At 63.8% G+C, this 26,947-nt stretch carries 31 protein-coding genes, 1 tRNA gene and 1 riboswitch; of the genes, 15 read left to right on the top strand and 17 right to left on the bottom strand.

From position 1 onward, the window contains the following. Positions 1 to 83 precede the first annotated feature (83 nt). From fahA to AB3X95_RS33705, 3 genes are read right to left on the bottom strand one after another with little or no spacing between them, the layout of a single operon-like run. Positions 84 to 1,382, bottom strand: a complete 1,299-nt coding sequence (gene fahA, locus AB3X95_RS33715) for a fumarylacetoacetase (RefSeq protein WP_368623540.1) — start codon at positions 1,380 to 1,382, stop codon at positions 84 to 86. Then, positions 1,379 to 2,725, bottom strand: coding sequence for a homogentisate 1,2-dioxygenase (gene hmgA / locus AB3X95_RS33710; protein ID WP_368623539.1), 1,347 nt, complete (start codon positions 2,723 to 2,725; stop codon positions 1,379 to 1,381). Before hmgA ends, fahA begins: the two co-directional genes overlap by 4 nt. Before the next feature lie 59 nt (positions 2,726 to 2,784). Then, positions 2,785 to 4,140, bottom strand: coding sequence for an MFS transporter (locus tag AB3X95_RS33705; RefSeq protein WP_368623538.1), 1,356 nt, complete (start codon positions 4,138 to 4,140; stop codon positions 2,785 to 2,787). A 266-nt stretch (positions 4,141 to 4,406) separates the two neighbouring features. Between AB3X95_RS33705 and AB3X95_RS33700 the strand changes: the two genes are divergently transcribed. Next, positions 4,407 to 5,240, top strand: a complete 834-nt coding sequence (locus AB3X95_RS33700; protein ID WP_176109457.1) for an EAL domain-containing protein — start codon at positions 4,407 to 4,409, stop codon at positions 5,238 to 5,240. A gap of 39 nt (positions 5,241 to 5,279) precedes the next feature. On the opposite strand, the gene AB3X95_RS33695 is transcribed toward AB3X95_RS33700, so the two are convergent. Beyond that, positions 5,280 to 6,065, bottom strand: coding sequence for an IclR family transcriptional regulator (locus AB3X95_RS33695; protein ID WP_368623537.1), 786 nt, complete (start codon positions 6,063 to 6,065; stop codon positions 5,280 to 5,282). A gap of 94 nt (positions 6,066 to 6,159) precedes the next feature. On the opposite strand from AB3X95_RS33695, the gene AB3X95_RS33690 reads away from it, so the two are divergent. Then, entirely contained in the window at positions 6,160 to 7,350 is a 1,191-nt protein-coding gene (locus AB3X95_RS33690) for an acyl-CoA dehydrogenase (RefSeq protein WP_176109459.1), read from the top strand. Positions 7,351 to 7,426: 76 nt separating this feature from the next. On the opposite strand, the gene AB3X95_RS33685 is transcribed toward AB3X95_RS33690, so the two are convergent. Next, on the bottom strand, positions 7,427 to 8,065 hold the full coding sequence (locus AB3X95_RS33685) for a peroxiredoxin (protein ID WP_176122524.1): 639 nt from the start codon (positions 8,063 to 8,065) through the stop codon (positions 7,427 to 7,429). A 343-nt stretch (positions 8,066 to 8,408) separates the two neighbouring features. On the opposite strand from AB3X95_RS33685, the gene AB3X95_RS33680 reads away from it, so the two are divergent. The 3 genes from AB3X95_RS33680 to AB3X95_RS33670 all read left to right on the top strand — a co-directional run bounded on the left by AB3X95_RS33680 (position 8,409) and on the right by AB3X95_RS33670 (position 9,807). Then, positions 8,409 to 8,711: a YqjD family protein gene (locus tag AB3X95_RS33680; RefSeq protein WP_026227987.1), complete on the top strand. Its 303-nt coding sequence runs from the start codon at positions 8,409 to 8,411 to the stop codon at positions 8,709 to 8,711. A 133-nt stretch (positions 8,712 to 8,844) separates the two neighbouring features. Further along, positions 8,845 to 9,234: a phage holin family protein gene (locus AB3X95_RS33675; RefSeq protein WP_176122523.1), complete on the top strand. Its 390-nt coding sequence runs from the start codon at positions 8,845 to 8,847 to the stop codon at positions 9,232 to 9,234. A gap of 57 nt (positions 9,235 to 9,291) precedes the next feature. Next, complete coding sequence (locus AB3X95_RS33670) at positions 9,292 to 9,807, top strand: DUF3318 domain-containing protein (protein ID WP_176122522.1); 516 nt, start codon at positions 9,292 to 9,294, stop codon at positions 9,805 to 9,807. 87 nt (positions 9,808 to 9,894) lie between these two features. Here AB3X95_RS33670 and AB3X95_RS33665 read toward each other — a convergent pair whose 3' ends face one another. From AB3X95_RS33665 to glyA, 7 genes are all read right to left on the bottom strand, one after another. After that, the gene (locus AB3X95_RS33665) at positions 9,895 to 10,326 is read right to left on the bottom strand and encodes a type IV pilin protein (RefSeq protein ID WP_368623536.1); all 432 of its coding nucleotides are present in this window, start codon (positions 10,324 to 10,326) and stop codon (positions 9,895 to 9,897) included. Between the two features lie 22 nt (positions 10,327 to 10,348). Continuing rightward, positions 10,349 to 10,789 (bottom strand): hypothetical protein, encoded by a 441-nt coding sequence (locus AB3X95_RS33660; protein WP_368623589.1) that lies wholly within the window; start codon positions 10,787 to 10,789, stop codon positions 10,349 to 10,351. A 158-nt stretch (positions 10,790 to 10,947) separates the two neighbouring features. Then, positions 10,948 to 11,754 (bottom strand): PilW family protein, encoded by an 807-nt coding sequence (locus tag AB3X95_RS33655; RefSeq protein ID WP_368623535.1) that lies wholly within the window; start codon positions 11,752 to 11,754, stop codon positions 10,948 to 10,950. Beyond that, positions 11,751 to 12,200 (bottom strand): hypothetical protein, encoded by a 450-nt coding sequence (locus AB3X95_RS33650; protein WP_368623534.1) that lies wholly within the window; start codon positions 12,198 to 12,200, stop codon positions 11,751 to 11,753. Before AB3X95_RS33650 ends, AB3X95_RS33655 begins: the two co-directional genes overlap by 4 nt. Beyond that, the gene (locus AB3X95_RS33645) at positions 12,197 to 12,763 is read right to left on the bottom strand and encodes a GspH/FimT family pseudopilin (RefSeq protein WP_368623533.1); all 567 of its coding nucleotides are present in this window, start codon (positions 12,761 to 12,763) and stop codon (positions 12,197 to 12,199) included. Before AB3X95_RS33645 ends, AB3X95_RS33650 begins: the two co-directional genes overlap by 4 nt. A gap of 213 nt (positions 12,764 to 12,976) precedes the next feature. Then, positions 12,977 to 13,459 (bottom strand): transcriptional regulator NrdR, encoded by a 483-nt coding sequence (nrdR, locus tag AB3X95_RS33640; RefSeq protein WP_008919734.1) that lies wholly within the window; start codon positions 13,457 to 13,459, stop codon positions 12,977 to 12,979. A gap of 6 nt (positions 13,460 to 13,465) precedes the next feature. Then, positions 13,466 to 14,713 (bottom strand): serine hydroxymethyltransferase, encoded by a 1,248-nt coding sequence (glyA, locus tag AB3X95_RS33635; RefSeq protein ID WP_176122516.1) that lies wholly within the window; start codon positions 14,711 to 14,713, stop codon positions 13,466 to 13,468. Positions 14,714 to 14,891: 178 nt separating this feature from the next. Beyond that, a riboswitch (ZMP/ZTP riboswitch) is annotated at positions 14,892 to 15,018 on the bottom strand. A gap of 247 nt (positions 15,019 to 15,265) precedes the next feature. On the opposite strand from glyA, the gene ydfG reads away from it, so the two are divergent. The 9 genes from ydfG to AB3X95_RS33590 all read left to right on the top strand — a co-directional run bounded on the left by ydfG (position 15,266) and on the right by AB3X95_RS33590 (position 22,040). Next, positions 15,266 to 16,012, top strand: a complete 747-nt coding sequence (gene ydfG / locus AB3X95_RS33630) for a bifunctional NADP-dependent 3-hydroxy acid dehydrogenase/3-hydroxypropionate dehydrogenase YdfG (RefSeq protein ID WP_176122515.1) — start codon at positions 15,266 to 15,268, stop codon at positions 16,010 to 16,012. A gap of 200 nt (positions 16,013 to 16,212) precedes the next feature. Next, entirely contained in the window at positions 16,213 to 16,677 is a 465-nt protein-coding gene (gene ybgC / locus AB3X95_RS33625) for a tol-pal system-associated acyl-CoA thioesterase (RefSeq protein ID WP_176122514.1), read from the top strand. A 186-nt stretch (positions 16,678 to 16,863) separates the two neighbouring features. Continuing rightward, the gene (tolQ, locus tag AB3X95_RS33620) at positions 16,864 to 17,541 is read left to right on the top strand and encodes a protein TolQ (RefSeq protein WP_176109470.1); all 678 of its coding nucleotides are present in this window, start codon (positions 16,864 to 16,866) and stop codon (positions 17,539 to 17,541) included. 10 nt (positions 17,542 to 17,551) lie between these two features. Next, positions 17,552 to 17,998, top strand: coding sequence for a protein TolR (tolR, locus tag AB3X95_RS33615; protein WP_013088523.1), 447 nt, complete (start codon positions 17,552 to 17,554; stop codon positions 17,996 to 17,998). Beyond that, the gene (tolA, locus tag AB3X95_RS33610; RefSeq protein WP_176367635.1) at positions 17,995 to 19,038 is read left to right on the top strand and encodes a cell envelope integrity protein TolA; all 1,044 of its coding nucleotides are present in this window, start codon (positions 17,995 to 17,997) and stop codon (positions 19,036 to 19,038) included. The genes tolR and tolA overlap by 4 nt, the downstream gene beginning before the upstream one ends. A 137-nt stretch (positions 19,039 to 19,175) precedes the next feature. Then, positions 19,176 to 20,468: a Tol-Pal system beta propeller repeat protein TolB gene (gene tolB, locus AB3X95_RS33605; RefSeq protein WP_368623532.1), complete on the top strand. Its 1,293-nt coding sequence runs from the start codon at positions 19,176 to 19,178 to the stop codon at positions 20,466 to 20,468. 32 nt (positions 20,469 to 20,500) lie between these two features. Next, positions 20,501 to 21,007 (top strand): peptidoglycan-associated lipoprotein Pal, encoded by a 507-nt coding sequence (gene pal / locus AB3X95_RS33600; RefSeq protein WP_176109473.1) that lies wholly within the window; start codon positions 20,501 to 20,503, stop codon positions 21,005 to 21,007. Between the two features lie 20 nt (positions 21,008 to 21,027). Beyond that, positions 21,028 to 21,777, top strand: coding sequence for a tol-pal system protein YbgF (ybgF, locus tag AB3X95_RS33595; protein ID WP_176122511.1), 750 nt, complete (start codon positions 21,028 to 21,030; stop codon positions 21,775 to 21,777). Between the two features lie 187 nt (positions 21,778 to 21,964). After that, positions 21,965 to 22,040 (top strand) — tRNA-Lys (locus AB3X95_RS33590). A 184-nt stretch (positions 22,041 to 22,224) separates the two neighbouring features. Here the strand turns inward: AB3X95_RS33590 and AB3X95_RS33585 are convergent. The 3 genes from AB3X95_RS33585 to AB3X95_RS33575 are packed head-to-tail and all read right to left on the bottom strand — an operon-like array spanning position 22,225 to position 25,224. After that, positions 22,225 to 22,746: a hypothetical protein gene (locus AB3X95_RS33585; protein WP_368623531.1), complete on the bottom strand. Its 522-nt coding sequence runs from the start codon at positions 22,744 to 22,746 to the stop codon at positions 22,225 to 22,227. A gap of 40 nt (positions 22,747 to 22,786) precedes the next feature. Further along, positions 22,787 to 22,981 carry a hypothetical protein gene (locus AB3X95_RS33580; RefSeq protein WP_368623530.1) on the bottom strand — a complete coding sequence of 65 codons (195 nt, stop codon included), beginning with the start codon at positions 22,979 to 22,981 and terminating at the stop codon, positions 22,787 to 22,789. A gap of 8 nt (positions 22,982 to 22,989) precedes the next feature. Continuing rightward, positions 22,990 to 25,224, bottom strand: coding sequence for a LamG-like jellyroll fold domain-containing protein (locus AB3X95_RS33575; RefSeq protein ID WP_368623529.1), 2,235 nt, complete (start codon positions 25,222 to 25,224; stop codon positions 22,990 to 22,992). Between the two features lie 164 nt (positions 25,225 to 25,388). On the opposite strand from AB3X95_RS33575, the gene AB3X95_RS33570 reads away from it, so the two are divergent. Then, positions 25,389 to 25,949: a YncE family protein gene (locus AB3X95_RS33570; protein ID WP_368623528.1), complete on the top strand. Its 561-nt coding sequence runs from the start codon at positions 25,389 to 25,391 to the stop codon at positions 25,947 to 25,949. 150 nt (positions 25,950 to 26,099) lie between these two features. Here AB3X95_RS33570 and AB3X95_RS33565 read toward each other — a convergent pair whose 3' ends face one another. Further along, positions 26,100 to 26,423, bottom strand: a complete 324-nt coding sequence (locus tag AB3X95_RS33565; protein ID WP_368623527.1) for a hypothetical protein — start codon at positions 26,421 to 26,423, stop codon at positions 26,100 to 26,102. A gap of 307 nt (positions 26,424 to 26,730) precedes the next feature. After that, on the bottom strand, positions 26,731 to 26,947 hold a 217-nt coding region (locus tag AB3X95_RS33560; protein WP_368623526.1), incomplete at its 5' end, for a hypothetical protein.

The following is a 26,947-nucleotide window of genomic DNA, read 5'->3' as shown; positions in this document are numbered from 1 at the left end:
CGACACGGCGCGCCCGCGGTCTCGCACAAACGACGAGGGCCGGCATTCGTTGCCGGCCCTCGTTCATCGTGACTGCCGCGCGCTCACTCTCGCGCCGGCAGAATCTCTCCGGCACACGCGCCGAACCCGACGCGATACCCGTCGCCCTGGCACCAGCCGACCAGCGTCAACTCATCGCCGTCCTCGATGAACGTGCGCGTACCGCCCTCCTGCAGTTCCAGCGGCTTCTTGCCGTTCCACGTCAGTTCGAGCAGGCTGCCGTACGAATCCTCGGTCGGCCCGCTGATGGTCCCCGAGCCCATCAGGTCGCCCACCCGCGTATTGCAGCCTGCCACCGTGTGATGCGCGAGTTGCTGCGCCATCGTCCAGTACATGTATTTGAAATTGGTCCGCGCGATCGTGCTCGCTTGCCGCGCGCGTGGCGCGCGCAAGCTCACTTCGAGGTGAATATCGAACGCATGCTTTCCTCGATGCCGCAGATACGCGAGCGGCTCTGGCTCCTGCACCGGCTGCGCGACGCGAAACGGTTCGAGCGCATCGAGCGTGACGACCCACGGCGAAATCGTCGTCGCGAAGGTCTTCGCGTTGAACGGACCGAGCGGCACGTATTCCCATTGCTGGATGTCGCGCGCGCTCCAGTCGTTGAGCAGCACCATGCCGAAGATGTGCGCTTCCGCGTCCTCGCACGCGATCGGCTCGCCCAGCGCATTGCCGCCGCCGATAATGAAACCCGTCTCCAGTTCGATATCGAGCTTGCGGCACGCGCCGAACAGCGGCCGCTCCTGATCCGGCAGCTTCAGCTGACCATTCGGACGACGCACCGGCGTGCCGCTCACGACCACCGACGACGCCCGCCCGTTGTAGCCGATCGGCATCTCCGACCAGTTCGGCAGCAGCGCATTCTTCGGATCGCGGAACATCGAGCCGACATTGGTCGCGTGTTCCTTCGACGAATAGAAATCCGTGTAGCCCGGAATCTGCACCGGCAGATGCAGACGCGCATCGGCCTGACTCACCAGCACCTTCGCGCGCAACACGGCATCGTCGCGCAGCGTCGCGGTGTCGCGCGCGAGCAGTTGGCTCAGCTGGATTCGAACGCTGCGCCATGCGTCGCGGCCGAGCGCGATGAAATCGTTCAGCGCATCGCGCGCGAACACGTTCTGCGCCGGCACGCTCAGCAGACCCGCTGCCTGCAACGCGCCGAGATCGACGATCTGATCGCCGATCGCGACGCCCGCGCGGCGCGCGTCGTTGCCACGATCGCTGAAAATGCCGAACGGCAGGTTCTGGATCGGGAAGTCGCTAGCCGGCTCGTTGGCCGACTCGATCCAGCTTTTGCGCGACGCATCGAGCGTCGCCTGGAGATCGTTCACCGCGTTCATCGTTGCTCCGGATTGAAGTGTTTCTTGAGGCCTTGCCAGCACTCGTAGTAATGCGCCTGCAGTTGCGCGGTTTCGAGCGCGAAGCGCGTCGGCTTGATCAGCGTGCGTGTTTCGAACATGAAGGCCATCGTGTCGTCGACCTTCTTCGGCACCGAGGTATCGATATGCGACGCCTTCTCGAACGTGTCCGCGTCCGGACCGTGGCCCGTCATGCAGTTGTGCAGGCTCGCGCCGCCGGGCACGAAGCCCTCGGCCTTCGCGTCGTAGACGCCATGCACGAGCCCCATGAACTCGCTCGCGACGTTGCGATGGAACCAGGGCGGGCGGAACGTATCTTCGGCGGCGAGCCAACGCGGCGGGAAGATCACGAAGTCGATCGTATCGACGCCCGGCGTGTCGCTTTGCGATTGCAGGACGAGGAAGATCGACGGGTCCGGATGATCGAAGCTGATCGAGCCGATCGTGTTGAAGCGGCGCAGGTCGTATTTGTACGGCGCGTAGTTGCCGTGCCACGCGACCACGTCGAGAGGGGAATGGCCGATGTCCGCGCGCCACAGATTGCCGTTCATCTTCGCGACGAGTTCGAACGCGCCTTCGCGGTCTTCGTACGCGGCGTGCGGCGTCAGGAAATCGCGCGGATTCGCGAGACCGTTGGAGCCGATCGGCCCCAGTTCCGGCAGACGCAGCAGCGCGCCAAAGTTCTCGCAGATATAGCCGCGCGCGCTGCCGTCCGGCAGGCTGACCGCAAAGCGCACGCCGCGCGGAATCACTGCGATCTCGAACGGCTCGATATCGACACGGCCCATTTCGGTCGCGATATGCAGGCGGCCTTGTTGCGGCACGATCAGCAATTCTCCGTCGGCGTTGTAGAAGAAACGGTCCTGCATCGAACGGTTGGCTGCGTATAGATGGATCGCGCAACCGTTCATCGCTTCGGCCGAGCCGTTGCCCGCCATCGTGACCCAGCCGTCGATGAAATCGGTCGGCTCGCCCGGCATCGGCAGCGGGTCCCAGCGCAGCTGGTTCGGCGGCGTCGGCGGCACCTCGGCGAAGTTCGCGACGAGCCGCTCCGACGGCATCATCGTGAACGGCTTGTGCATCGCCGCCGGGCGAATCCGGTACAGCCACGAGCGACGGTTGTGACCGCGTGGCGCCGTAAACGCCGTGCCCGAAATCTGCTCGGCATACAAACCATAGGCCGCGCGCTGCGGCGAGTTGCGGCCGGTCGGCAGCGCGCCCGGCAACGCCTCGGTCGCGAATTCGTTGGCGAAACCCGACTGATAGCCGGGCTCGATTTCAGGTCGCAGGCGTTGGTCGGCCGGCGTACGTGTTGAGGTATCCATACAAGGTTCTCCGCGAGTTGCTCCATTCTTTCCCGATTAGGTGATCTTTGCGGTCAGGCTCAGGCCGGCTCCGCTTCGGACGCGCGCCCGGGTTGCCGCGTTGCGCCCGCGAGCACGACCACCAGCAGCGCCGAGCACAGCACCGGCACCGCCGCCGCATGAAACAGCGTGGCATTCGACCAGTTCAGCGCGATCAGCTGTCCGCCGACGAGCGGCCCGATCACCGAACCGATCCGGCCGATGCCGAGACTCCAGCCGATGCCGGTCGAGCGCAGCGCGGTCGGATAGAAATGCCCGGCGAGCGCATTGACCGCCGGCTGTCCGCCGACCACGCAAAAGCCGCCCGCGAACACGACGACGAGCAGCCACGGCAGCAGATGCGCGACCGCGCCGATCGTGCCGACCGCGACCGTGGCAACCGCGAAGCACGCGAACAGCACGCGCACGAAACCCATGCGTTCGATGAACCAGCCGAGCAGCAGCGTGCCGATCACGCCACCCGTCTGCAGCACCGTGCCGACGATCACCGCCGTGCCCGGCGTGTAGCCGGCTTCGCGCATCACGGTGGGCAGCCAGTTGGACAGGAAGTACAGCACGATCAGGTTCATGAAGCTGATCGCCCACAGGATCAGCGTGACGGGACCGCGTCCCGCGCGGAACAGCTCCGCGACCGGCGCGCCGTCGTTGCGCTTTTCGCTGACGACGAGGCGCGTGTTCGCGTTGATCGGCAAGGCCGGGTCGAACTTCGCCAGCCAGCTCGCTGCGCGCTCGCTGCGCCCTTTCAGCACCAGAAACTGCAGCGACTCCGGCAGCGTCGCCAGCATCGCGAACCCGAGCAGCAACGGCACCGCGCCGCCGACCCAGAACACCGCGCGCCAGCCGTAGGCCGGAATCAGCGCGGCGCTGACGAAGCCGCCGAGCGCCGCGCCGAGCGTGAAGCCGCACGACACGAACATCATGCGCTTGACCCGGTGCGCGGGCGTCGAGAATTCGCCGACCAGCGCCATCGCGTTCGGCATGATGCAGCCGAGCCCGAGACCGGTGATGAAGCGCAGCGTGATCAGCGCGGGAATCGTCGCGACGAACGGCGTGGCGAGCATCGACAGCGAGAAGAAGAACGTCGCGCCGATCAGCACCGGCCGGCGGCCGATGTGGTCGGCCAGTACCGACAGGCCGAGCGCGCCCAGCAGCATGCCGAACAGGCTCGCGCTAAAGACGGGGCCGAGCGCGGTTTTCGCGACGTGCCATTCGGCGATCACGCTGGGCGCGACATAGCCCATCGCCTGCGCGTCGAAGCCGTCGATCAGCAGACACAGCCCGCACAGCGCGAGCAGCATCGCCTGAAAAGTCGGGCGATGCGTTTCGGCAAGCACGCGCTCGACTTCGATCACATTGGCGGCGGGTTGGTCATTCATTGGGGCATCCCTCGAACTGGGCGGAATCGGTTTTTACGAATGGTAAAACGAATTACGAATAGTGAAACTAACGTATACCCTTGAAAACGTGCGCACCAACCTCGTGATTGCGCGCTGAGCCCCGGCCAATAAGCGTGAGCCCAATAACGTTATGAGCATTTTGTTAATCCGCGCAGGGCGCGTACTGCTACCATCAATGGATGCGGCCATCGCGTCGCGCAGCCACGCGCCCGGTGCGCGTTCATCGTCGCCTTTCATTCGCCTTCATGATTTCGCCGACCATCCCCGATCTGATCGCCCGCGCCGCTCATCACCCGTTTCTCGGCGAGCATCTGGCGATGGGACAAGGCGCGCACGCCGGCATCGCGCTCGCGCATTTCGACGGCATCGAGCTCACGAGCGCCTACGAGCCGATCTTCGACATCAGCGTGCATGGGCTCGCGCAGTCGCTGTCATGCGGCGCGGAAGGGGTCGATCGCTTCGGTGACGAGCTCGGCTTTCAGGCGGTCACGCACCGGCTCGGCGCACCGCCGTTCGACGTGTTCGATCCGTTCGACAACATCGCCGACGATCAGCAGCTGGTCGCGCTGGATCGCATGTCGCGCGCGCTGCACGCAATCAACTTCTTCGGGCCGCAGCGGCATGGGCTGCTGTTTCTACGCGTGCACGAGAGGCTGTTGAAGAGCGTGAAGTACGACCACGGCCGGCATTTTTCGAGCGTGCTGACGTCATTCAATTTGAGTCCGACGCGCATCGTCATCGAGCTGCCGGCGGCGGCGGTCGCGCACAAGACGTTTCTGGGCTATCTGACGCGCAGCTATCAGCACTACGGCTTCAAGGTGGCGGGCAATCTGTCGAACGCGGGGCAGATCCTGTCGGTATCGGAAACCGCGCGGCTCGATTTCATCAAGATGGATGCGGCGGCCGCATTGCGCGACGCGACCGTGAAGCCGCTCGTCGGCTACGCGGGCCGGCTGCGGGTGCCGCTGATTTTCAATCGCGTGATGGACGAGACGCAGTTCTCCGCGCTACAGCAGTACGACGTGCGGTTCGTGCAAGGGCCATTGTTCAACGCGCATTATCACGATCGCGCGGCGTGACACGGCGGGGCCGGTTGACCCGGGCGCCCCGGCCTTCCCTCAGCCCGGCTCCCCTAGCCGCGTCGCGAGCGCCTTCAGGCGCGGCGCGACGTTCTCGCGAAACACTTCCTCCCCCATCGATGATGCCGGCCCGCTGCAGCTGAGCACGAGCCAACGGTTTTCGCGCGGCTCGCGAAACGGCACCGCGACCGCGTTCACGTCGTCATGCCACGCGCGAAACGAGTAGCAGCAGCGCTCCGTCGCGAACGCGGCGATCTCCTGTTCGGCTTCGGCGACCAGCATCGCCCCTGCCCTGCCTGCCGCTTTTTTCAGTTCCGCGAGTAACGCGGTACGCGCGTCGAGCGGCTGCACAGCGAGATATGCGCGGCCCATCGAACTCGTCAGCATCGACAGTTTCGAGCCGGATGCGAGGCCGAGCGTCAACGCGGTCTCGCTGCGAATCGTCTCCAGATACACCATGTCGAGCCCATCCCGGCACCCGAGCGAAACCGCCGCGCCGACCTCGCGCGCGAGGCTGCGCAGGTGCGGGCGCGCGAGTTCGAGCATGTCGCTGCCCGATAGCAGCGCGAAGCCGAGCGACAGCACGCCCGCGTCGAGCGCATATTTGCCGTGTCTTTCGTCGAGCCGCAGATAGCCGAGCACGGTCAGCGTGTAGGCGAGCCGGTTCACGGTTGCCTTCGGCAAGCCCGTGCGTTCGACGAAATCGCGATTGCCGAGCATCGTGTCGCCCGGTCGGAACGCGCGCAACAGGTCCAGCCCGCGGGCAAGGGCGACGACGAATTTGCGTTCGTCGAGCGGAGCGGAGAAAGTGGATGGCAGCGTCATAGGGTGCTACACTCGGGCGTCGTTTGCAAAACATTGTTTCGCAAGGCGGAACTCAAGTCAAGCTTGTTCTGAGCGTGAAATCAGGAGATACGTCATGGCCGTAGCCGCGCAGTTTCACTGGGAAGATCCGTTGCTGCTGGATCAGCAGTTGACCGAAGACGAACGCATGGTGCGCGACGCCGCCGCGGCCTACTCGCAGGACAAGCTGCTGCCGCGCGTGCTCGAAGCGTTCCGCCATGAAAAGACCGATGTCGGGATCTTTCGCGAAATGGGCGAACTCGGCCTGCTCGGCCCGACGATTCCCGAACAGTACGGCGGCCCCGGTCTGAACTATGTCGCGTATGGGCTAATCGCGCGTGAAGTCGAACGTGTCGACTCCGGCTATCGCTCGATGATGTCGGTGCAGTCGTCGCTGGTCATGGTGCCGATTTACGAGTTCGGCTCGGACGCGCAGAAGGAAAAATATCTGCCGAAGCTCGCGCGCGGCGAGTGGATCGGCTGCTTCGGCCTGACCGAGCCGAACCACGGCTCCGATCCGGGCAGCATGGTCACGCGCGCGAAGAAGGTCAATGGCGGCTATTCGCTGTCGGGCTCGAAGATGTGGATCACCAATTCGCCGATCGCCGACGTGTTCGTCGTGTGGGCGAAGCTCGAGGAAAACGGCAAGGACCACATCCGCGGCTTTATTCTCGAGAAGGGCTGGAAGGGTCTGTCGGCGCCGGCGATCCACGGCAAGATCGGGCTGCGCGCGTCGATCACCGGTGAAATCGTGCTCGACGATGTGTTCGTGCCGGAAGAGAACATCATGCCGGGCGTCAGCGGCCTGCGCGGTCCGTTCACGTGTCTGAACTCGGCGCGCTACGGCATCGCCTGGGGCGCGCTCGGCGCGGCGGAAGCATGCTGGCACATCGCGCGGCAGTACGTGCTCGATCGCACGCAGTTCGGCCGGCCGCTTGCCGCGAACCAGTTGATCCAGAAGAAGCTCGCCGATATGCAGACCGAAATCACGCTCGGGCTGCAAGGCGTGCTGCGCCTCGGCCGCATGAAGGACGAAGGCACGGCCGCCACCGAAATCACGTCGATCATGAAGCGCAATTCGTGCGGCAAAGCGCTCGACATCGCCCGCCTCGCGCGCGACATGCTCGGTGGCAACGGTATTTCGGACGAGTTCGGCGTCGCCCGCCATCTGGTGAACCTCGAGGTGGTCAACACCTACGAAGGCACCCACGACGTTCATGCGCTGATCCTCGGCCGTGCGCAGACGGGTATTCAGGCGTTCTTCTGACGCCGATGCTGGCGTTCCGATGGTGCAAAAAAAGCCGGTTCATTCGATCCGGCTTTTCTGTTCGATGCTGCGCAGCTTACTGGTTCGGCTGCGGCGTCATGCGCAGGTACGGACGCAGTGCCTTGTAGCCCTTCGGGAATTTCTGCTTGATCACTTCTTCGTCCTTCAGCGACGGCACGATCACGACGTCATCGCCCTGCTTCCAGTTGCCCGGCGTCGCGACCGAGTGACTGTCGGTCAGTTGCAGCGAATCGATCACGCGCAGCACTTCGTCGAAGTTGCGGCCGGTACTCGCCGGATACGTGATGATCAAACGCACCTTCTTATTCGGATCGATGACGAACAGCGAACGCACGGTGAACGTTTCGTTCGCGTTCGGATGAATCATGTCGTAAAGCTGGGAGACCTTGCGATCGCCGTCCGCGAGAATCGGAAAACCGACGTTGGCGGCCTGCGTCTCGTTGATGTCCTTGATCCACTCCTTGTGCGACTCCGCGCTGTCTACCGACAACGCGATCGTCTTCACGTTGCGCTTTTCGAACTCGCTTGCAAGCTTCGCGGTCAGGCCCAGCTCGGTCGTGCAGACCGGCGTGAAGTCGGCAGGATGCGAGAACAGCACGCCCCAGCCATTGCCGAGCCAGTCGTGAAAACTGATACGGCCAATGCTCGACTCCTGTTCGAAATCCGGCGCAATGTCGCCAAGACGTAGACTCATAGTGCATCTCCTGTAGGTATTCGGAACGTATCCAGATAAGGTCGCGGGCGTGTGCCCGCGACGGCCCGTGACGATAAAGCATAAGGCCGTGGTGGTACATGGCGAACCAAGATCGCGTCAGTACTTTATGCGTTTTTGTAATTTTCTCCCGTTTGATGGAAACTTTGCGGGACAGATCAACTCAATCCGGATACCGGTCTGGAGCAAAGTGCCCTCAACCCGGTGTCGCCACGCGCTGCCGGGAACGGATCGTGCGTCGGCGGCCTGCAACCGGCACTAGGCTCGCCAGCGACCGTTTCTTTGGTTACGATTTACGCGTAGCGTGAGACAAAGGGAGCTGTCAATGTCGGAAGTCAACAAGGAGAGATTGATGTCGGATATCAAAACCGTCCTCGCGGACGCTGAAGACCTGCTGAAACAGGCCGCGAGCGCTACCGGCGAACGCGCATCCGAACTGCGCGAGACCGCGCTGACGCGCCTGAAGCAGGCGAAAGAAAAAGCAGCCGACGTTCAGGTCGTGGTCGTCGAAAAAGGGAAGAAGGCTGCCCGCGCTACCGACGACTACGTGCACGAACATCCGTGGGCGTCCATCGGTATCGCCGCCGGCATCGGCATGGTGGTCGGTCTGCTGATCAATCGCAAGTAAAGGCCGGTGAGTCCGCCGGAGCAGGCATGTCCGGCGCACCGGCGATACGGGCGGACCGGCGCGAGCCTCGCCGGTCCCCTTCTGCTGGCGCGCGTGCGCGCTGGCCAGGCCCTCACGCGCAACGCCCACAGCCATGACGACCGAAACACACTCGCAGCGCGCAGAACACAGCCCGTTGCGCCGTATTCTCAGTTCCGTGTTTGCGATTCTGCAGACACGGCTCGAACTGGTGGGCATCGAACTCGCCGAGGAAAAAGACCGCCTGCTCGGCGTGCTGTTTCTCGGCCTTGCCGCGATGATGCTCGCCACGATGGCCTTGATCGCGTTGACCGCACTCGTCGCCATTGCCTTCTGGGACACCTACCGATGGCAGGCGCTTGCCGGCATCACCGCGGTCTACGCGATTGCTGGGCTCGCCTGTGCGCTGAAGGCGCGCAGCGGTTTGCGCAATGCGCCGCTGGTATTCGAAGCGACCCTCGCCGAGTTCGAAAAGGATCGCGAAGCGTTTCGCAGCCGCAACTGATGGGCAAGTTTGTCTGCATCCGATCCATCGCCTCATCTCCACTCCCGCCGACACGCCATGAGCCCATCCCGTCCCGATACAGCCTTTCGTAACAAGCGCCATCCGTCGAAGGATCTGAGCGCCCCGCATTTGCGGGCGCTGCGCAAGGAATTGCTGCTCGTGCGCGCGGATGTCGAACGCGTCGAGCTCGCGCAGGCCACCTTCGAACTGCGCCAGGCCGTCACGCATTTCAGCTGGCTCAGGTTCGTGATCCCCGGCTTCGGCGGCGTGCGCGTCGGCAAAGGGTCGAAGGCGCGCGTGCTCAACGCGGGCACGATCGGCGCATTGCTCAAGCAGTACCCGTTCATCAGCTCGATCGTTTCGCTGTTGCTTGCCAAACCGCTGCGCGCGACGGTCGTCAGGAGCGCAAGGCCCGCGCTCAAGTGGGGCAGCCTTGCGCTCGGCGCGTGGGAAGCGTTCCGGATCTGGCAACAGATGAAGAACGAGTCGGCGGCGGCGCGGGCGGCCGCGGCGGCTTCCGCTACGGCGCAGTCGGCGGCAGAGCAGGCCGATTCGACGAGAAGCGGCTATTGAGGTCCTGGTCGCTGCGAGTGGCTGCGATCTGCGAACTATCGGATGTCTCGCTCGCAAGGCTGCGCGCGTCGGTTTTCAATTCACCCGCTAACCCGTATTCCAGCATTCGTTGCTCGTGGGCGCCGCGCCGCTCGTGTCATTTCTATTGCCTCGCTGACCTGTCGCGTGCAGCGTGAACGTGCCGCACGGGTCATCGCGCATCGGGCCCGCTTCCGCTGGAACCGCTTCGATCGAATAGCCGCCGTTCGTATCGTCCGCGGGCAGCACGCGCACGCGATACACCGGCGCGCCGAACTGCGGCGCCTGATCGATGCCCGGTGGCAAGGCCGGCACGCCATCGCTCGCCGCGGCCTCGACGAATTGCGCAGCCCGATATAACGCCGACGCCGCGTCGATGCGATGGGTGCGCGCGATGTGGCTTCGATACGAAGGGATCGCAAACGCGGCGAGCGTGGCGGCAATCGCGAGCGCGATCACGAGTTCGAGCAGCGTGAATGCGGATGTGTTGGGCCTTTTCATACGTGTCCAGTCGGTGCGTTCCTCAGAATGGTCTCGCGGCAACGCGCCGCCAATGACGCTCGATCGCGCCATCCTCGGTCACCAGTTCCATCTGCAACCAGACCTGTGACTCGCCGCTCTGCCCGAAGCCGCGCGCGGTGAGCAGATAAGCGCTCGCGTTGGGTCGGGTCGAGAGACGCCAAGGCTCGATCAGGCATTGCGGCGCACGCGATGATCCCGGCCATTGCGACACAGGGGTGATGGCGCCTGCGTCGAACGCGGCTTCAAGCCTCCATTGAGCCGGCTCGCCGGATGAGAGCGGTGCATTGGGCGCGTCGCCGGGTGCCGATAGCATATTGCGCGCGCACAAGCTCAGCGCCGAATCGGCCGCATGGAAAGCCTGCAGATAGTCGCGCGTATTGGTCGCCGCGCGAGCGGCCGCGAGCGATGTTTCGAACCAGATCGCGGACGTGGCGAGCATCATGGCCGAGATCAACAGCACGATAGCTAGCACGACACCGCGTTGATGTGCGCGTCGGACACCGTCCCGACAACTTCGCCTACCTAAGCGTTTCGCTTTTCCACTTGCCCCGCCGCATATGTCGTAGGCGCGGCAGCGTTGCGTTGCTGAGTCACGGTTTGTCACGACGACACCTCCGCGCGATTGCGCAGCGCCACCCTGCGCGAAAACGCCTGTCGAGGCCGCAAGTCGCTGCCGAGCGTACTCACGCCATCGCAGTCGACGTACTTCGAGCGCCGTCCTTGCGGCGCGCCGCGCACCAGCACGCAGACATCCACCGCGACGACGTTCGTCCATTGATCCGCCGCGACGGCCGACGCATTCACAGCATTGGCCGCCCCGCCCAGCCAGTAACGCAACCGCACGCGCTCGACGCCTTCGACCAGCGGCTGCGCGGACCCCGCATTGCCGCTGCCGACGCAGTAAAGCTCCGGCTCGCCGGTCGAGCCGCTGAGGTTGGCGAAGTATCGATTGACCACCGGCGCGCCCTGATCGCCAAGGACTGCATCGCTGCTCTTGACGGCCTGGCCGACACAGTCGGTGACCTGCCCGCTCGACGATGGCCACGTCGATATGACGTCTGCGACGTAACGGATCGCGACGCCATCGGAGCCGGTACTCAACGTGGTGCAAGCGAGGTTGTCGTCGGCGCCGGTCGGGCGCCCCCCCGAGCAGCCGAACAGCGCAGGCGCCGCGTTATAGCCAACGACGTCGGCAGGGACGAAGCCGGCCATCTGCAATTGCTGGCCGATCAGCATCAGCGCGGTCAAGCCGGCTTCGCGAATCCGGGTCGCGTTGCTCGCCTGCACGAACGCGTTGCGCTGCGCCGTGTAAAGAGACACGGCGCCCGCGGTCACGATCAGCCCGAGCGCCATCGCGATCAGGAATTCGACCAGCGTGTGACCGCGTGGGCAATGCGGCCGCTTCATTTCGCGAACGCCAACGCGACACACGACGATCCGGCCGGTGCATCGACGTCGCCGCAAGGCTCCGCCGGCGGCCCGATCCCATCGCCCGCAATGGGCCGATCCCGCACGGACGCCCACGTCACGCGCGCCGACGCGACCGCGCCGCTCGCGCCGATCGATGCGTCGCCTTGCGGCAGCAGAACACTCGCCCACCCGCTCGATTGATCGAGTGCGGCATTGCCCACGGAAGGCGTGCGCGTCGCTTCGGCGATCGAGTCGGCTATCCACGTGGCGCTCTCGCGCAGCGACATCGCGTGCGCTTCACGTGCGGTCCACACCTGAGCCGCGATCAACCCCAGCGCGCTCACCGCTACCAACGCGACCGCCAGCATCACCTCGATCAACGAACTGCCGCCAGATGCCGACGCTTGCGCACGCACACCCGTACTGAATGCGGGCCATCTCATGACGTCGCTCCACACGCGCCCTCCGAGATCCGCGCGCGACCTCCTGCCGCGACACTGATGCAGCGCCGCCACGGGTTCCCCTGCATCGACTTCGATGGGCTGCGCGGCGCGATATCGAAACTTCGAAACGCGCCGATCAGTTGCCCTGCGGGCGGCGTGAACGTCATATCCGTCTGCACGCCGGCGATGCTCACCGCCGCGAGCGCCGGCTGCGCGCGCAACAACGCCGGCTTGCCGCCGCGTTCGGCGAATACGGCCCAACCACAGGCCCAGTCGGGGACGCCGTCGGCGCAGGGTTGGCCCGACGCAAGACAGACGCGCGCGGCATCGACGCGACACACCGTGATGCGCGCGCCGCGCCGCAGCGCCTCGCTGCGCGCGTAGGCGAAGGTGGACAGCAGCGCCTTCGAGCGCGCGTCGACCTGATCTCGCATATGCCATGCGGCGAACGACGGCATCGCCATCACCGCGATCAGCATCACCAGCGCTATCACCGCCAGCGTCTCGACGAGCGTGAAACCGGCGCGCGATGGCCGGCGAGTTCCCTTGATTTTCATTTGCATCCCTGAGCGTTTCGAACGGATGCAGCCAATCTAGCGATTTGCGAGTGCGCCGACCATCGTCCGAATGGCCAGGTGGCATTCAGACGTTAGCGCACGCAACAATGCACGTGACGATCGATCACGGAGGCGGGAGAAGCGATGCGTGAAGAAAAGCGCGAAATGCGCGAGGCGATGGATGCGAATGACCGCAGCTCGGCTGCGGCACGCGTGCGCTCAGCGCTTGCGGGAAGGCTTGGGCGGGGAAGAGGCGCGGCGGAATTCCTCGATCACGTCCTCGAATTCGGAGACGTCTTCGAAGCGCCTGTACACAGAAGCGAAACGGACGTAGGCGATCGTGTCGAGCGCGCGCAACTCGTTCATCACGAGTTCGCCGAGGCGCTCGCTACGCACCTCGCGCTCGCCGCTGCCGAGCAGCTGATACTCGATGCGGGCGACCGCCGCTTCAATCGCATCCACCGCAACTGGGCGCTTGCGCAGCGCCAGTTGCATGCTCGCGACGATCTTGCGGCGATCGAATTCCGTGCGCGTGCCGTCCTTCTTGACGACCGACGGCAACGCCAGCTCGACCCGCTCATACGTCGTGAAACGCTTGTCGCAGGCCGGGCAGCGGCGGCGCCGGCGAATCGTCGCGCCGTCTTCGGATACGCGCGAGTCGACGACCTGCGTATCGGCGTGGCGGCAGAAGGGGCAATGCATGACGGCTTAGCCGTAAACCGGGAAGCGCTGGGTCAGCTCGGCGACTTGCGCGCGCACGCGCTCGATCGTCGCGGCGTCTTCCGGGTTGTCCAGCACGTCGGCGATCAGGTTGCCGACCTGCTCGGCTTCCTTCACGCCGAAGCCGCGCGTGGTCATCGCCGGCGAACCCAGGCGGATGCCCGAGGTCACGAACGGCTTTTCCGGATCGTTCGGGATCGCGTTCTTGTTGACCGTGATGTGCGCCGCGCCGAGTGCCGCTTCCGCAGCCTTGCCGGTGATCTTCTTCGCACGCAGGTCGACCAGCATCACGTGGCTCTCCGTGCGGCCCGACACGATGCGCAGACCGCGCTTGACCAGCGTTTCAGCGAGCACGCGCGCGTTCTCGACGACCTGCTGCTGATAAGCCTTGAATTCCGGCGACAGCGCTTCCTTGAACGCGACGGCCTTCGCGGCGATCACGTGCATCAGCGGACCGCCCTGGATGCCTGGGAAAATCGCCGAGTTGATCGGCTTCTCGAACTCGGCCTTCATCAGGATCACGCCGCCGCGCGGGCCGCGCAGGCTCTTGTGGGTGGTGGTGGTAACGAAGTCGGCGTGCGGCACCGGGTTCGGATAAACGCCCGCGGCGACGAGACCGGCGTAGTGCGCCATGTCGACCATGAAGTAGGCGCCAACCGACTTCGCGATCTTCGACATGCGTTCGAAATCGATGCGCAGCGCAAACGCGGATGCGCCCGCCACGATCAGCTTCGGCTTGTGTTCCTGGGCGAGCTTTTCAGCAGCGTCGTAGTCGATGTCTTCGGCTTCATTCAGACCGTAGCTGACCACGTTGAACCACTTGCCCGACATGTTGACCGGCGAGCCGTGCGTGAGGTGGCCGCCGTGCGCGAGGCTCATGCCCATGATCGTGTCGCCCGGCTTGAGCATTGCGAAGAACACGCCCTGGTTGGCCTGCGAGCCCGAGTTCGGCTGCACGTTCGCGGCTTCGGCGCCGAACAGCTGCTTCACGCGGTCGATCGCCAGCTGCTCGGCGACGTCGACGTACTCGCAGCCGCCGTAGTAGCGCTTGCCGGGATAGCCTTCGGCGTACTTGTTCGTGAGTTGCGAGCCTTGCGCGGCCATCACGGCCGGGCTCGTGTAGTTTTCCGACGCGATCAGTTCGATGTGCTCTTCCTGACGGCGGTTTTCCTGCTCGATGACCTTCCAGAGTTCAGGATCGACGTTGGCGATGGTGCTTTGGGCTCTGTCAAACATACGGGTTCCGTTGAGTGTTTTCAGGTTGACCGGATCGTGCGCCGAATCCTGCGTAGAGGGTACACAGCGGGGTACGCAGCGCTGTGGGCGGCGAGGCTTGCCCTGACTTGGCGAGTGGAGAGTCGCCGCAGACGCGAGGCAGGCCAGCCACCGTCAGCGCAGATTAATGCGCGCGGTTCACGGCTGCCCAGGCGAACGGCAAAACGGCACCCTGCGCTTCACGGTGGGTTGTTCCACCTTGAACCCGATTGGTTGAATCGGCTGAGTCGGACGACTCGGTTCTATCGCCAGTCACGCAGGGTCGAGCGCGTTAGTGTATTGGAAGAGGCCCGAATAGGCAACCGACTTGCGGGCGCTCCGGCGGCTGCTGGCGGGCCCTGCGGACGGTCTGGCGACCCCGCCCCGCAACCATCTGACGAAAGCACCCCGACCGCGCCGCGGACCCGCTGCGCGCCACCGCCACAGGCGCCAATCCGGCTCGTACATCCTTGCCGCAGCGCCGCATTGGAAGTAGGCTTGGGGCCTTTGTCTCTTACCGACCAGGGAACTGCAATGATCGTGTTTGTCACAGGAGCGTCGGCCGGCTTCGGCGCTGCCATCGCCCGCTCGTTCGTCAAGGGCGGCCATCGTGTCGTCGCAACTGCTCGCCGCAAGGACCGTCTCCAGGCACTCGCCGACGAACTCGGCGACGCACTGCTGCCGTACGAGCTCGACGTGCGTGACCGCGCCGCCGTCGAAGCCGTGCCGGCCTCGTTGCCGGCCGACTTCGCCGCAATCGACGTGCTCGTCAACAACGCCGGCCTCGCCCTCGGCACCGAGCCGGCGCACAAGGCGAGCCTCGACGAATGGAACACCATGATCGAGACCAATTGCACGGGCCTCGTGCAGGTTACGCATGCGCTGCTGCCCGGCATGGTCGAGCGCAATCGCGGACATATCTTCAATCTTGGTTCGGTGGCGGGCCGCTGGCCGTACGCAGGCGGCAACGTGTATGGCGCGACCAAGGCGTTCGTGCGCCAGTTCAGCCTGAACCTGCGCGCCGACCTCGCCGGCACCGCGCTGCGCGTGACCGACATCGAGCCGGGTCTGTGCGGCGGCACCGAATTCTCGAACGTGCGCTATCGCGGCGACGACGACAAGGCCGCCAAGGTCTACGAAAACGTGCAGCCGCTGACGGCCGAAGACATCGCCGATTCAATCTACTGGATCGCCACGCGCCCGGCTCACGTCAACATCAACACGATCGAGCTGATGCCGGTCGCACAGTCGTTCGCGGGTCTGTCCGTGCATCGCGGCTGAGTTTGAAGGCGGCCGGCGACAGCCGCCCCTTCCATTGGTCGCGCCGCCGCCCGTCACCGTGCTGGCTTTTTCTCGCGGCGCGCCGATATCCCGCTCCCCCAGTCCCGGCGCGGCCGGCAAAGCCGGCCACCATCGCCGCCGACACCCGCCACGCGCAACTCACACTTCGAAACAGACCCCGGAGTTTGCGTTCCGGTAGAATGCGCCGCATGAATATGTCGACCAGCCAGCCAGGCACGGAAATCGGCTATACGTGGTCCATCCGCGTGTATTACGAAGATACCGACGCCGGCGGCATCGTGTTTTACGCCAATTACCTGAAATTTTTCGAACGGGCGCGCACCGAATGGCTGCGCGCGTGCGGCGTCGACCAGCATCGGCTTGCGGAAGAAAACGACGCGATTTTCATCGTGCGCAGTACCGCGGTCGATTACCGGGCTCCGGCCCGGCTCGACGATCTCGTGAAAATTATCAGCCGGATCGAGCGTCTTGGCCGAGCTTCGGTAGACTTCGTGCAGGAAGCCTGGCGCGAAGGCACGTTGCTTGCCAGCGGGTCCGTCCGGGTTGGCTGTGTGGACCGCGCGACGCTGCGGCCAGCCGCGATCCCGCCTTCGGTTCTTGCCGCGCTGCGGCACGGACCGGGCGTCGGCGAGGGCGCGGACTGAACCACGGCGGCATGTCAACGGACGATACCTGAGCCTCGTTGTTACGGGGCCAGTGAACTCATACCGGTCAGGTTGCACAAAGCATGGTTCGGCTTCGATATCGCCGAAGCTTCCGTTTTGCCACGGCAAGCTTGGAGCGGCTTTGCAGCCGGACGCCCCCTTCCCGGGACGTTAAAACGAACCTTTATGAACACTACACAAGATCTGTCGATCGTTTCACTCGTACTCAACGCGAGCCTGCTGGCCCAGGCCGTCATGGCTCTGCTGCTGTTGCTGTCGCTACTCTCCTGGACTTTCATCTTCCGCAAGTGGTTTGCGATTCGCCGGGCGCGCGCGCAAACTGAACGCTTCGAGCGCGATTTCTGGTCGGGCGGCGACCTGCAGGCGCTGTATCAGAGCGCAGCGAACAACCGCCACAGGATCGGCGCGCTCGAGCGGATTTTCGAGTCCGGCATGCGCGAATTCCTGAAAGGCAAAGAGAAACGCCTGAACGATGCCGGCGCGATCCTCGACGGCGCCCGGCGCGCGATGCGCGCATCGTTCCAGCGCGAAATGGACGTGCTCGAAGCGAACCTCGCGTTTCTCGCCTCGGTCGGTTCGGTCAGCCCGTATATCGGTCTATTCGGCACGGTGTGGGGGATCATGAATGCGTTCCGCGGCCTCGCCAACGTGCAGCAGGCCACGCTCGCGAACGTCGCGCCGGGCATCGCCGAGGCGCTGACCGCCACCGCGATCGGCCTGTTCGCGGCGATTCCGGCAGTGGTCGCCTACAACCGCTACGCGCACGACATCGACCGTCTGGCGATCCGTTTCGAAACCTTCATCGAAGAGTTCTCGAACATCCTGCAGCGTCAGGCACACTAAGGAGGCCCCGATGGCAGGCTCCCGCTCCTCCAGCATGCGCGGCTCGCGCTCGCGTCGCGCGATGGCCGACATCAACGTCGTGCCGTACATCGACGTGATGCTCGTGCTGCTCGTGATCTTCATGGTCACGGCGCCGCTCGTCGCACCGTCGATCGTCAATCTGCCGACCGTCGGCGGCGCCGCGCCGCAGCAGCAGACGCCGCCCGTGATCGTCAACATCCGCGCGGACGGCAACATGAGCGTCAAGTACAAGGACGACTCCGGCACGCAGCAGCAGGAAGACATGACGAAAGCTGGCCTCAAAGGTTTCATCGCCGATCGGGCACAATCGCACCCGGATCAGCCCGTCGTGATCGCCGCCGATAAAACCGTGAAGTACGAAGTCGTGATGAATGTGATGTCCGAGTTGAAGGCTCAGGGCGTCAAGCGCGTTGGATTGCTTGTCAAATCGCAATGATCCGCAAGAACACCGAATATCCGCTTCAGCCACCGCGTGAACGCGGCACCGGGCGAGCTTTTCTGTTCGCGCTGGTGATGCATGCGCTGCTCGGATTCTTTCTTTATCACGGCATCCAGTGGCAAAACAGCACGCCCGAGGGCGAGCAGGCGGAACTGTGGACCGAGGTGCCGGATTCCGCGATCCCGCATCCCGTCGTCACACCGCCGCCCGCGCCGGTCGCCCCTGCCCCGCCCGTGCGCGACGAGCAGGCCGACATCGCGCTGCAGGAAAAGAAGCGTCAGCAGCAGGAAGCGGCTCGCGCCGCGCAATTGGCCGAACAGCAGCGCCAGTTGAAGCTGAAAGAGCAGCAGGAAGCGGAAGCGAAGCGTCAGCAACAACTGGCGGCCGAACAGGCGGCCCAACTCGCGGCGCAGAAAGCCGCCAAGCTCAAGCAGCAACAGGCGCAACAGCAACAACAGCAACAGCAGCAGGCCGAGAAGCTCAAGCAGCAGCAGCTCGCCGAGCAGCAGAAGCAGCAGCAACTGAAGGAACAGCAGGAGCAGCAGCAAAAGCAGGCTCAGGCGGAAGCGCAAAAGAAGGCTGAGGCCGAGAAGGCGGCGAAGGCGAAGGCGCAAGCCGAAGCGGCGGCACAAGCGAAGAAGCAGCTCGATGCGGACCGCCGCGCGCGGCTGGCGCAAATGCAGGGTCTGGCTGGCGGCGTCGGCGGCAGCAGTTCGAGCAGCAACGGACTAGGCAAGAGCGGAACGGGTAGCGGCTCCGGGGGCACGGCGGCATCGCCGGGTTACGCGGACAAGGTGCGCCGGCTGGTGCTTCAGCATGTGAACTGGGGCGGCGAAACGGAAGGTCTGGAGACCGTGATCGCCGTGCGCTGTTCGCCGGACGGCAATCAGCTGAGCGCAAACATTACCCACAGCAGCGGCAACGCCGCGTGGGACGCCGCCGCGTTGCGGGCGGTGAAAGCCTCGGATCCGATGCCGCGGGACGTGAATGGCAAGACGCCGGACTACTTCACTATCACGCTGCGGCCGGCGGCTTGATGTGCAGGCTGACGGCCGACTGACATCCGACGCCGCGCCCCACCAGGCCGGCGTTGCGCGGGAACGAAATAGCCGTTTACCGGTCTGTCTGCTGTCTTCGAGTATTAAGTAAAACCGTTTTGAGGAACCCATACAGCATGAGTTTGATGACCAAGCTAGGCCTGCGAACAATCGTGGCAACGTGCCTGATCGCCGTCGGCGGCGCCGCCAACGCACAACTCAACGTCCTCGTGACGGGCGTCGGATCCACCCAGTTTCCAATCGCAACGGCGAATTTCGCCAATGAAGCGAACTCCCCGCAGCAGGTCAGCACGATCGTGCGTCAGGACCTGCAACGCAGCGGCAAATTCACGAATATCGACGCAGGCTCGACGCCGGTGTCAGAGACCGATTCCGTCGACCTCGGCGCATGGAAGGCGAAGGGCGCCAACGCGTTCGTCGCGGGCAGCGTGAACCGCCTGCCGAACGGCCAGTACGAAGTGCGCTTCAAGCTGTACGACACGGTCAAGGGCGAAAGCCTCGGCGGTCTCGTGCTTGTGAGCCCGGAGAGCGGTCTGCGCATGAGCGCGCACAAGGTCGCGGACTACATTTACGCCAAGCTGATGGGCAACCGCGGCGTGTTCGCGACGCGTCTGTCGTATGTGATCAAGTCGGGCAACCGCTACCAGCTGCAGATCTCGGATTCGGACGGCCAGGACGCGCATATCGCGCTGTCGAGCCCCGAGCCGATCATTTCGCCGGCCTGGTCGCCGGACGGCACCAAGGTCGCGTACGTGTCGTTCGAGAAGAAAAAGCCGATCGTCTACATCCACGACCTGCCCACCGGCCGGCGCATCGTCGTATCGGACCAGAAGGGCAACAACAGCGCGCCGGCGTGGTCGCCGGATGGCCGCACGCTCGCCGTCGCGCTGTCGCGTACCGGCAATACGCAGATTTTCGCGGTCAACGCGGACGGCAGCGGTCTGCGTCGTCTGACGCAGGGCAGCTCGATCGACACCGAGCCGACCTACTCTCCTGACGGTCAGTGGATCTATTTCACGAGCGACCGCGGCGGCGCTCCGCAGATCTACAAGATGCCGGCGCAAGGTGAAAGCGCGGGCAACGCGCAACGCGTCACGTTTACGGGCAGCTACAACACCAGCCCGCGTGTGAGTCCTGACGGCAAGGAGCTTGCCTACATCTCGCGCGTCGGCGGTGCATTCAAGCTGTACATCCAGGACCTGCAAGGCGGAACTGCCACGGGCCTGACGGACACCTCACATGACGAATCGCCGAGCTTCGCGGCGAATGGTCAGTACATTCTTTACGCCACTCAGGTGAACGGCCGTGGCGTGTTGGCCGCAGTATCGACCGATGGTCGCACTCGGCAGGTCCTGTCCGTTCAGGGGGGCAGCGTACGCGAGCCATCCTGGGGCCCGTTTATGCAATAACGTTGATGCAATAACACAAGGAGAGTAATCAAATGATGTCCAAACTTCGTTTCGCATTCGCCGTCGTGATGGTCGGTGCATTGGCCGCATGTCACTCTGGCGTCAAGCTCGACGAAAACGCCGGCAAGGGCGCAGGCTCGGCTCAACCGAATCCGAACGACGTCGCGACGGTCAACGTCGACCCGCTGAACGATCCGAACAGCCCGCTCGCAAAGCGCAGCATCTACTTCGACTTCGACAGCTACTCGGTGAAGGACGACTATCAACCGCTGCTGCAACAACACGCGCAATATCTGAAGGGTCACCCGCAGCGTCACGTGCTGATCCAGGGCAACACCGACGAGCGCGGTACGAGCGAATACAACCTCGCGCTCGGCCAGAAGCGTGCTGAAGCCGTGCGTCGTTCGCTGTCGCTGATGGGCGTGTCGGATTCGCAAATGGAAGCCGTGAGCCTCGGCAAGGAAAAGCCGCTGGCAACGGGTCATGACGAAGCGTCGTGGGCACAGAACCGCCGCGCCGACCTCGTGTATCAACAGTAAGTCAACGGGTGATAAGCCGAATGACGCATCGTTTCTCCTGGCTGCGGGTTGCCGCAGCGGCCTGCGTCGCAGGCACGGCCCTCGCGGCTGTGCCCGCCCATGCGGGCATGTTCGACGACGATCAGGCCCGCCAGGCCATTCTCGATCTGCGCTCGAAGACCGATAGTCTGTCGAGCCAGCTGTCGGCGGCGCAACGCACGATCCTCGATCAGTCCAACCGCCTCGACCAGCTGAACCAGCAGGTCGCGACTCTGCGCGGGCAGAACGAGGACATGGCGAACCAGCTCACGACGCTGCAAAAGCAGCAGAAGGACTACTACACCGATCTCGACACGCGCCTGAAGAAATTCGAGCCGCAGCAGCAGACGGTGGATGGTGTCCAGGGCGAGGTCCAGCCGGGTGAAACCGATGCGTTCAACACGGCTTCACAGCAGTTCCGCAGCGGAGACTTCAAGACCGCCGCAGCATCGTTCCGCAGCTTCATCTCCAAATATCCGACCAGCCCCTATCAGCCGACCGCGCAATACTGGCTCGGCAACGCGCTGTATGCACTGCGCGACTACAAGGGTTCGACGGCGGTCTGGCAAGGTATTGTGGCCAAGTACCCGCAGCATCCGCGCGCGCCGGAAGCGCTGCTCGCGATCGCGAACAATCAGCTCGAACAAGGCCAGAAGGCCGCGGCGAAAAAGACGCTCGAGCAGATCGTCGCGCAATACGCCGGCTCGGACGTCGCGCAGTCGGCGCAGAGCAAGCTGTCGCAGATCAAGTAGTTCGTGGTGGCGGATTGATCACGTTTTGAAGTAGTTGTCGGCAGTAACGCGCAGTGTCCGAAGTGATAGCCACGCGCGCCTCTCGCTGGAAAGCCCGGGCAGTGATGCCCGGGCTTTTCACATTGGCCTGATGGCCTCGTAGTGTTGACAGGCTATCGGTTCGCCGATATAATTTCGCTTCTCTTTTGGGTCGTTAGCTCAGCTGGTAGAGCAGCGGACTTTTAATCCGTTGGTCACAGGTTCGAATCCCGTACGGCCTACCAAAAGATTCGAGGGCTTACATACATTCGTATGTAAGCCCTTTTCTTTTTGCCGAACCGGGTAGGCATTTCGGGGCAAGTCAAACCCATTTCGATCGTCGTGCCCTACCGGCAAAATGCTGTCACCCGCACGGCAGCATAAAAGTGCGTCCGCCGGGAAGCGTCACTCGCTTACCCGCACCGCGCATCAAAGTCTCGAGTCACGACTCAACGCCTCGAAGCTCGTCATAGCGTGATCGAGTACACGCAGCATGTACTGGCGATGGCGTTCTTCGTCGCTCTTGTTGCGCCAGTGAGGAACCGGATATCGCGGCTGCTGTGCGGACAATTCCGGCGCCTGATCATCCTCGGCGCGCTGCCTCCACTCCTGAAGTACCTGATCGAGTTGCGCGTCATCGTTCTGGTACCACGCCTGCACGACGGTATCGCCCAGTATGCTTCGCCGCAAGCGGTCGCGCTGCTGACACCAGACCGCAACGCGTTCTATGTCAACCGCCGATGCATCCGTCGCGCGGGCAAGATGTTGAGCGGCGAGCAACTCGTCGTGCGCTCTCATGTACGCCTGGTAACGTTCGACGATCCGCTCCGCTTCGCCGTACGCGGGCAACGGCAGTTCGCTTTTCAGATAGATCCGCAACTGATCGGCCCGATCGTCGTCCGTCTTTCGCAGCAGGAAAGAATTGATCAGGTCAAGCAGCGCGGCATTCACGATCAGTTCGTGGTTTTCCGCGACGATGAGCCCGGGATCGTCACGCCCGACGCTCGGCCCGGAGCCGCGTCTGGCAGACGCCGGGATAGGCCGGTTCGCTGACCTGCCGGCTATCGCCGGTCGCCAGCGATTGCGCGCCCGCTGAGCCCGCGCTCAGGAAGATAGCGGCGATGAAGAGGCTGGCCTTGTGGTTCATTTTCATTGAAACGGTCATCCTTTTGACGAAGAAGTTCACGCTGACAATCAACCCTGCGTGAGCGTCGCGATCTGATCCGGCGGTAACGCGCCGCGATAGATGCGAAACTCGTCGATCGCTCCGTTGAAGTACGGGTCCGCCGCGTACTGAGAACGTCCGATCCAGTTCTGCGCGCTCGGACCGAGATGCCACGGCGCGAACGCCACGCCCGTCGTCTGGCCGGTCTGGCTGCCGTTGACGTACAGCGTGAGCGTCGTGCCCGAGAGCGTCACGGCCACATGGGTCCATTGGCCGCTCGGCAGCGGCGCGTTGCCATTGACCTGACGCTCGTTGTGAGACCCGTTGAGCGTGATCGAAAAGCGCACCGTGCCACCACTGCTGTCGGGGGTGAGCATCATGTAACGGCCGGTGCCCGTGCCGAAATCGAACACGCGCTCCCATTGCTTCGTGCTGTTTGAATTGCGGAACACCCACGTCGCGATCGTGAAATCCGAGACGTCCCCGACGATGTCGTTGGGCAGGCTGACGTAGCCGCTCGAGCCGTCGAGCAGCACCGCGTTGCCGGACTTGCCAGCGGTGCGCGACGCGCCGCCGACTAGCGTGCCGGTATGGCCGCTGCCGGTCGCGTCGGCCGCGGTCGTGCCGCTCGACTCGTCGAAGTTCAGCCAGGTATGCAACTGCACGGCCGTCACCGCGGCGACCTCGTTCGAGTTCGCGCTCTCGCCCGCTGCCGTCGTCGCGCTGACGACGTAGTACCACACGCCGGCCTGCGGGCTGTCGGTATAGGTCAGCACGTCGGTGATGCCGCTCGCGACGGTCGTGTACGGGCCGCCCGAATTCGCGGCGCGCTTGACGTTGTAGCTCGTGCCATTCGCCACGCCCCACCACGACAGCACCACCTGCCCCGCCGCCGGCCAGGCGGTCACGCCGCTCGGCGCGGCGGCCGGCGTCACCGGATCACGCGTGTAGGCGAGCGTGCCGTAGCCGAGCTGGTCGTAGCCGCCGCTCGTCGTACCGTAGTTGCCGCCGCCGCCTTCCGGCTGGATCGCGAGCGCGAACTTCTCGGACCACGGCGCGGCCAGCCCCTTGCGATTGACATAGTGGTTGTAGACGAGCGCCCAGATCGGACGGATATCGCCTTGCGAGGCCGTCGAAAACCCGGGCTGCACTACATCGACATTCGCATAGCTCTCGTACGGCACCGTGAGGTAGGTTCCGTCGGCTTGAATGAGATTCGCCTTCGCCACGTACTCCGCGCCGGCGAGGAAGCGGTTGTTGTCGTAGCCGTAGAGATCGATGCCCTGGTTCCAGGCCATCTCGCAGATGGCGCCGCACAGCCCGATGCCGAGGTTGTTGTGCCCCTGATCGCGCCCGCTCTCCTGCCACTGGCCGAGGTAGCCCGGGTGCAGGTAGTAGACCGCCTGCGCGATCGCACCGTTGCCAAGCCCGCTCAGGTAGTAGTTGACCGCTTCGTCGAACATCGTGCGGTCGTCACAGAGCACACCGATCGCCATGATCGACGCCATGCTGCACAGGTCCCAATTGGCCCAGTAGTGCGTGTAGTCGGTGTTGTTGTGGCGGTTCAGGAAGTCGATGTTGATCGGATAGAAGATGTTGGACATCATCGACTGGAACGCCATGAAGTCCGCTGCGGCGAGGCCAGGGTAGCTGCGCATGATCTCGCCGACGATCGCGAACTCGTAGCCATAGAGGCCGGCGGCCAGATCGACGTTGCTGTCGCCGGCGAGACTTTGCAGCGTTGAAGACCACGCGTTCATGATCTGCACCGCCTTGTCGGCGTATGCCGTGTCGCCGGTGACCTTCCAGTACAGCGCGCAAGCGTAGGCGGCGGCGATGTCGCCATAGAGCTGCGGATAGTTCTGCGGTCCGGTGCCCCCGCGATTGACCACCGCGGCCGGCCGCGGCGACCAGGACAGCCGCGTGTGGCCGTTGGCGGTCAGCATCTGAAAGCCGGCGTACCAGGGCTGCGCCTGCGCGGCGACCTTCTGCGCCATGCGGTCGAAGTCGGTCTGCGTGTGCAGGAGCCCCGGATGCACGAACGCGCCGCTCGTCGCAACGGCGGCCTCGCCGGTTGCCGCTCGTGCGAGCACCAGGCTGGCCGTGTTGATGCTCGCCGCCCTCGCAACGGCCGAGCGGCTCACGGCCGCTTCGCCGACGCTACCGCCCCCGCCGCAAGCGCTCAGCGCCAACGCGCCGAGGCTATGCAAAAAGGTGCGGCGCGACACTGCCAAGGTGAAACTGTTTGTTTTGGTTCGATCCATATCGCGATTCCGTTTATGAGGCCGTGGCTGACGAAACTGATCCGGTGGAGGCGCCCTGCTAGCAAACGTTTGCGTCGGTGGACGGCGAACTGGTGCAGCAGCGACACATCCTTCCGTGTTATCGACACAAACTGCTGTTTCCTGACGGTGGAATCGTGTAGGGATTGCCTGAAACCTGGCGCGGGAAAATCCTATGGACCAAGCAGGAACGCCCACGACAACTCCAATGCCGATGCGTCGCTGAACTTCGCGTTCATTTCGCAGAACTTCACGATGAACGACACGATGCTGACATTCCAGCCGTCTCTGCAATGCGCCTGGCAACTGCAGAACGGTTCGACGATTACGCCGGGACTCCAGTACGTGTCGTTCCACCGGAACAGTCCGACAACTACCAGATCGGCACGACGTTCAAAACGGGTCGTCTGACCGTCGCCATCGATCCGGCCAGCGAGCGTCTGTTTCCGGTTTGCGCCAATCACCGCATCATGATCGTCGATGCGACGTCGGGCCGTCGCGTGGCCGAGGTGTTGATAGGGGGCCGCCATGATGCTGCGGCTTTCGATCCGTCCTTGAAGCTCGCGCCCAGTTCGAACGGCGCGGACCGCACGCTAACGATCGTGCATGAAGACGATGCGGACCACTACACGGTTGCGCAGAATATGCCAACGCAGGAAGGCGCAAAAACGATGGCGCTCGATGAGCAGCAGCACCGGATCTATTGATGTCGTAGAAGTTCGGCGCGGCGCAAGCGGCCACGGCCGCCAATCTTCATCCGCGCGCGAGGTCATCCCCGGTACGTTCGAAGTGTTCGAAGCGCAGTTCAATGCACGCTGACAGGCAGCCTCGCCGCTGCGTGTGAAACACCGGCCCGCCTACATGAGGCCGTGCGCAATGCCGCTCGGCCTCTCCCAACGCTCCCGGTCGTTCGACACGCCGAAATCGGTGGCCTGCAGTGGAACAGTGGCCGAACTGGCCAGCGAACGCTTGGCGCTGGCACGCGCGAGGATGCGCTGCTCGTGCACATAGAACAATTCGAGTTGGCGCGCGTCGGACGCTTTTCGTTCGAGCCCGAATACGTCTTCGAGCACCCGCCGCGACACGTGAAAACGCTGAAGCCCGCGGCCAAGCTGGATCTGAAAGACAACACCGTCGCTGTTATGCGGCACCGCTGCCCAGATAAGCGGAATGCTACTCATGGAGCCCCCGTGAGTCTGGATCTTCGTATCAGGAATACGTTGATCTGATCCTCGCACGTATAAACGCACGGCGCGACGTTTCAAAATACAAACAAGTTCGATTTGGCATTTTCACCACAGTGGCGGAGTGTTGCGACGCAACGCGTCATCATTGACGACGCACCGTCGCCGTCCTTTCCCGGCGAGCGCGATCACCTACCTCGCCATGGGCAATGGCTTGAGGTCTCGCCTATTCGATGGTAGCCGACGCTGCAACTCGGCATTTCTTGTCGCTTCTGACGCGCAGCAACCGGAGTCCGTCGCAGTACTATAAATTTGCAAAGAACTTTTCACATTCCGATTGCGCATAAAAACGCTCGAAAGAAAGCGCGACACGGCTATCGCTTTTCTGGTTATTTAGTCGGGTCTGAAAAATTCGAAGAGCCCTGTGCAACAAGGGTTTAAAGCGGAAAGTGGTTGATGCATTTGCAGGAACCTGGCATTTTATGGGTAATTTCCTGCAAATTCTGTCGAGGTCTGGATGG

This window comes from Paraburkholderia sp. BR13444 (assembly GCF_040948755.1).
Taxonomy (GTDB): domain Bacteria; phylum Pseudomonadota; class Gammaproteobacteria; order Burkholderiales; family Burkholderiaceae; genus Paraburkholderia; species Paraburkholderia youngii.
This window is presented reverse-complemented; position numbering and strand designations above follow the sequence as displayed.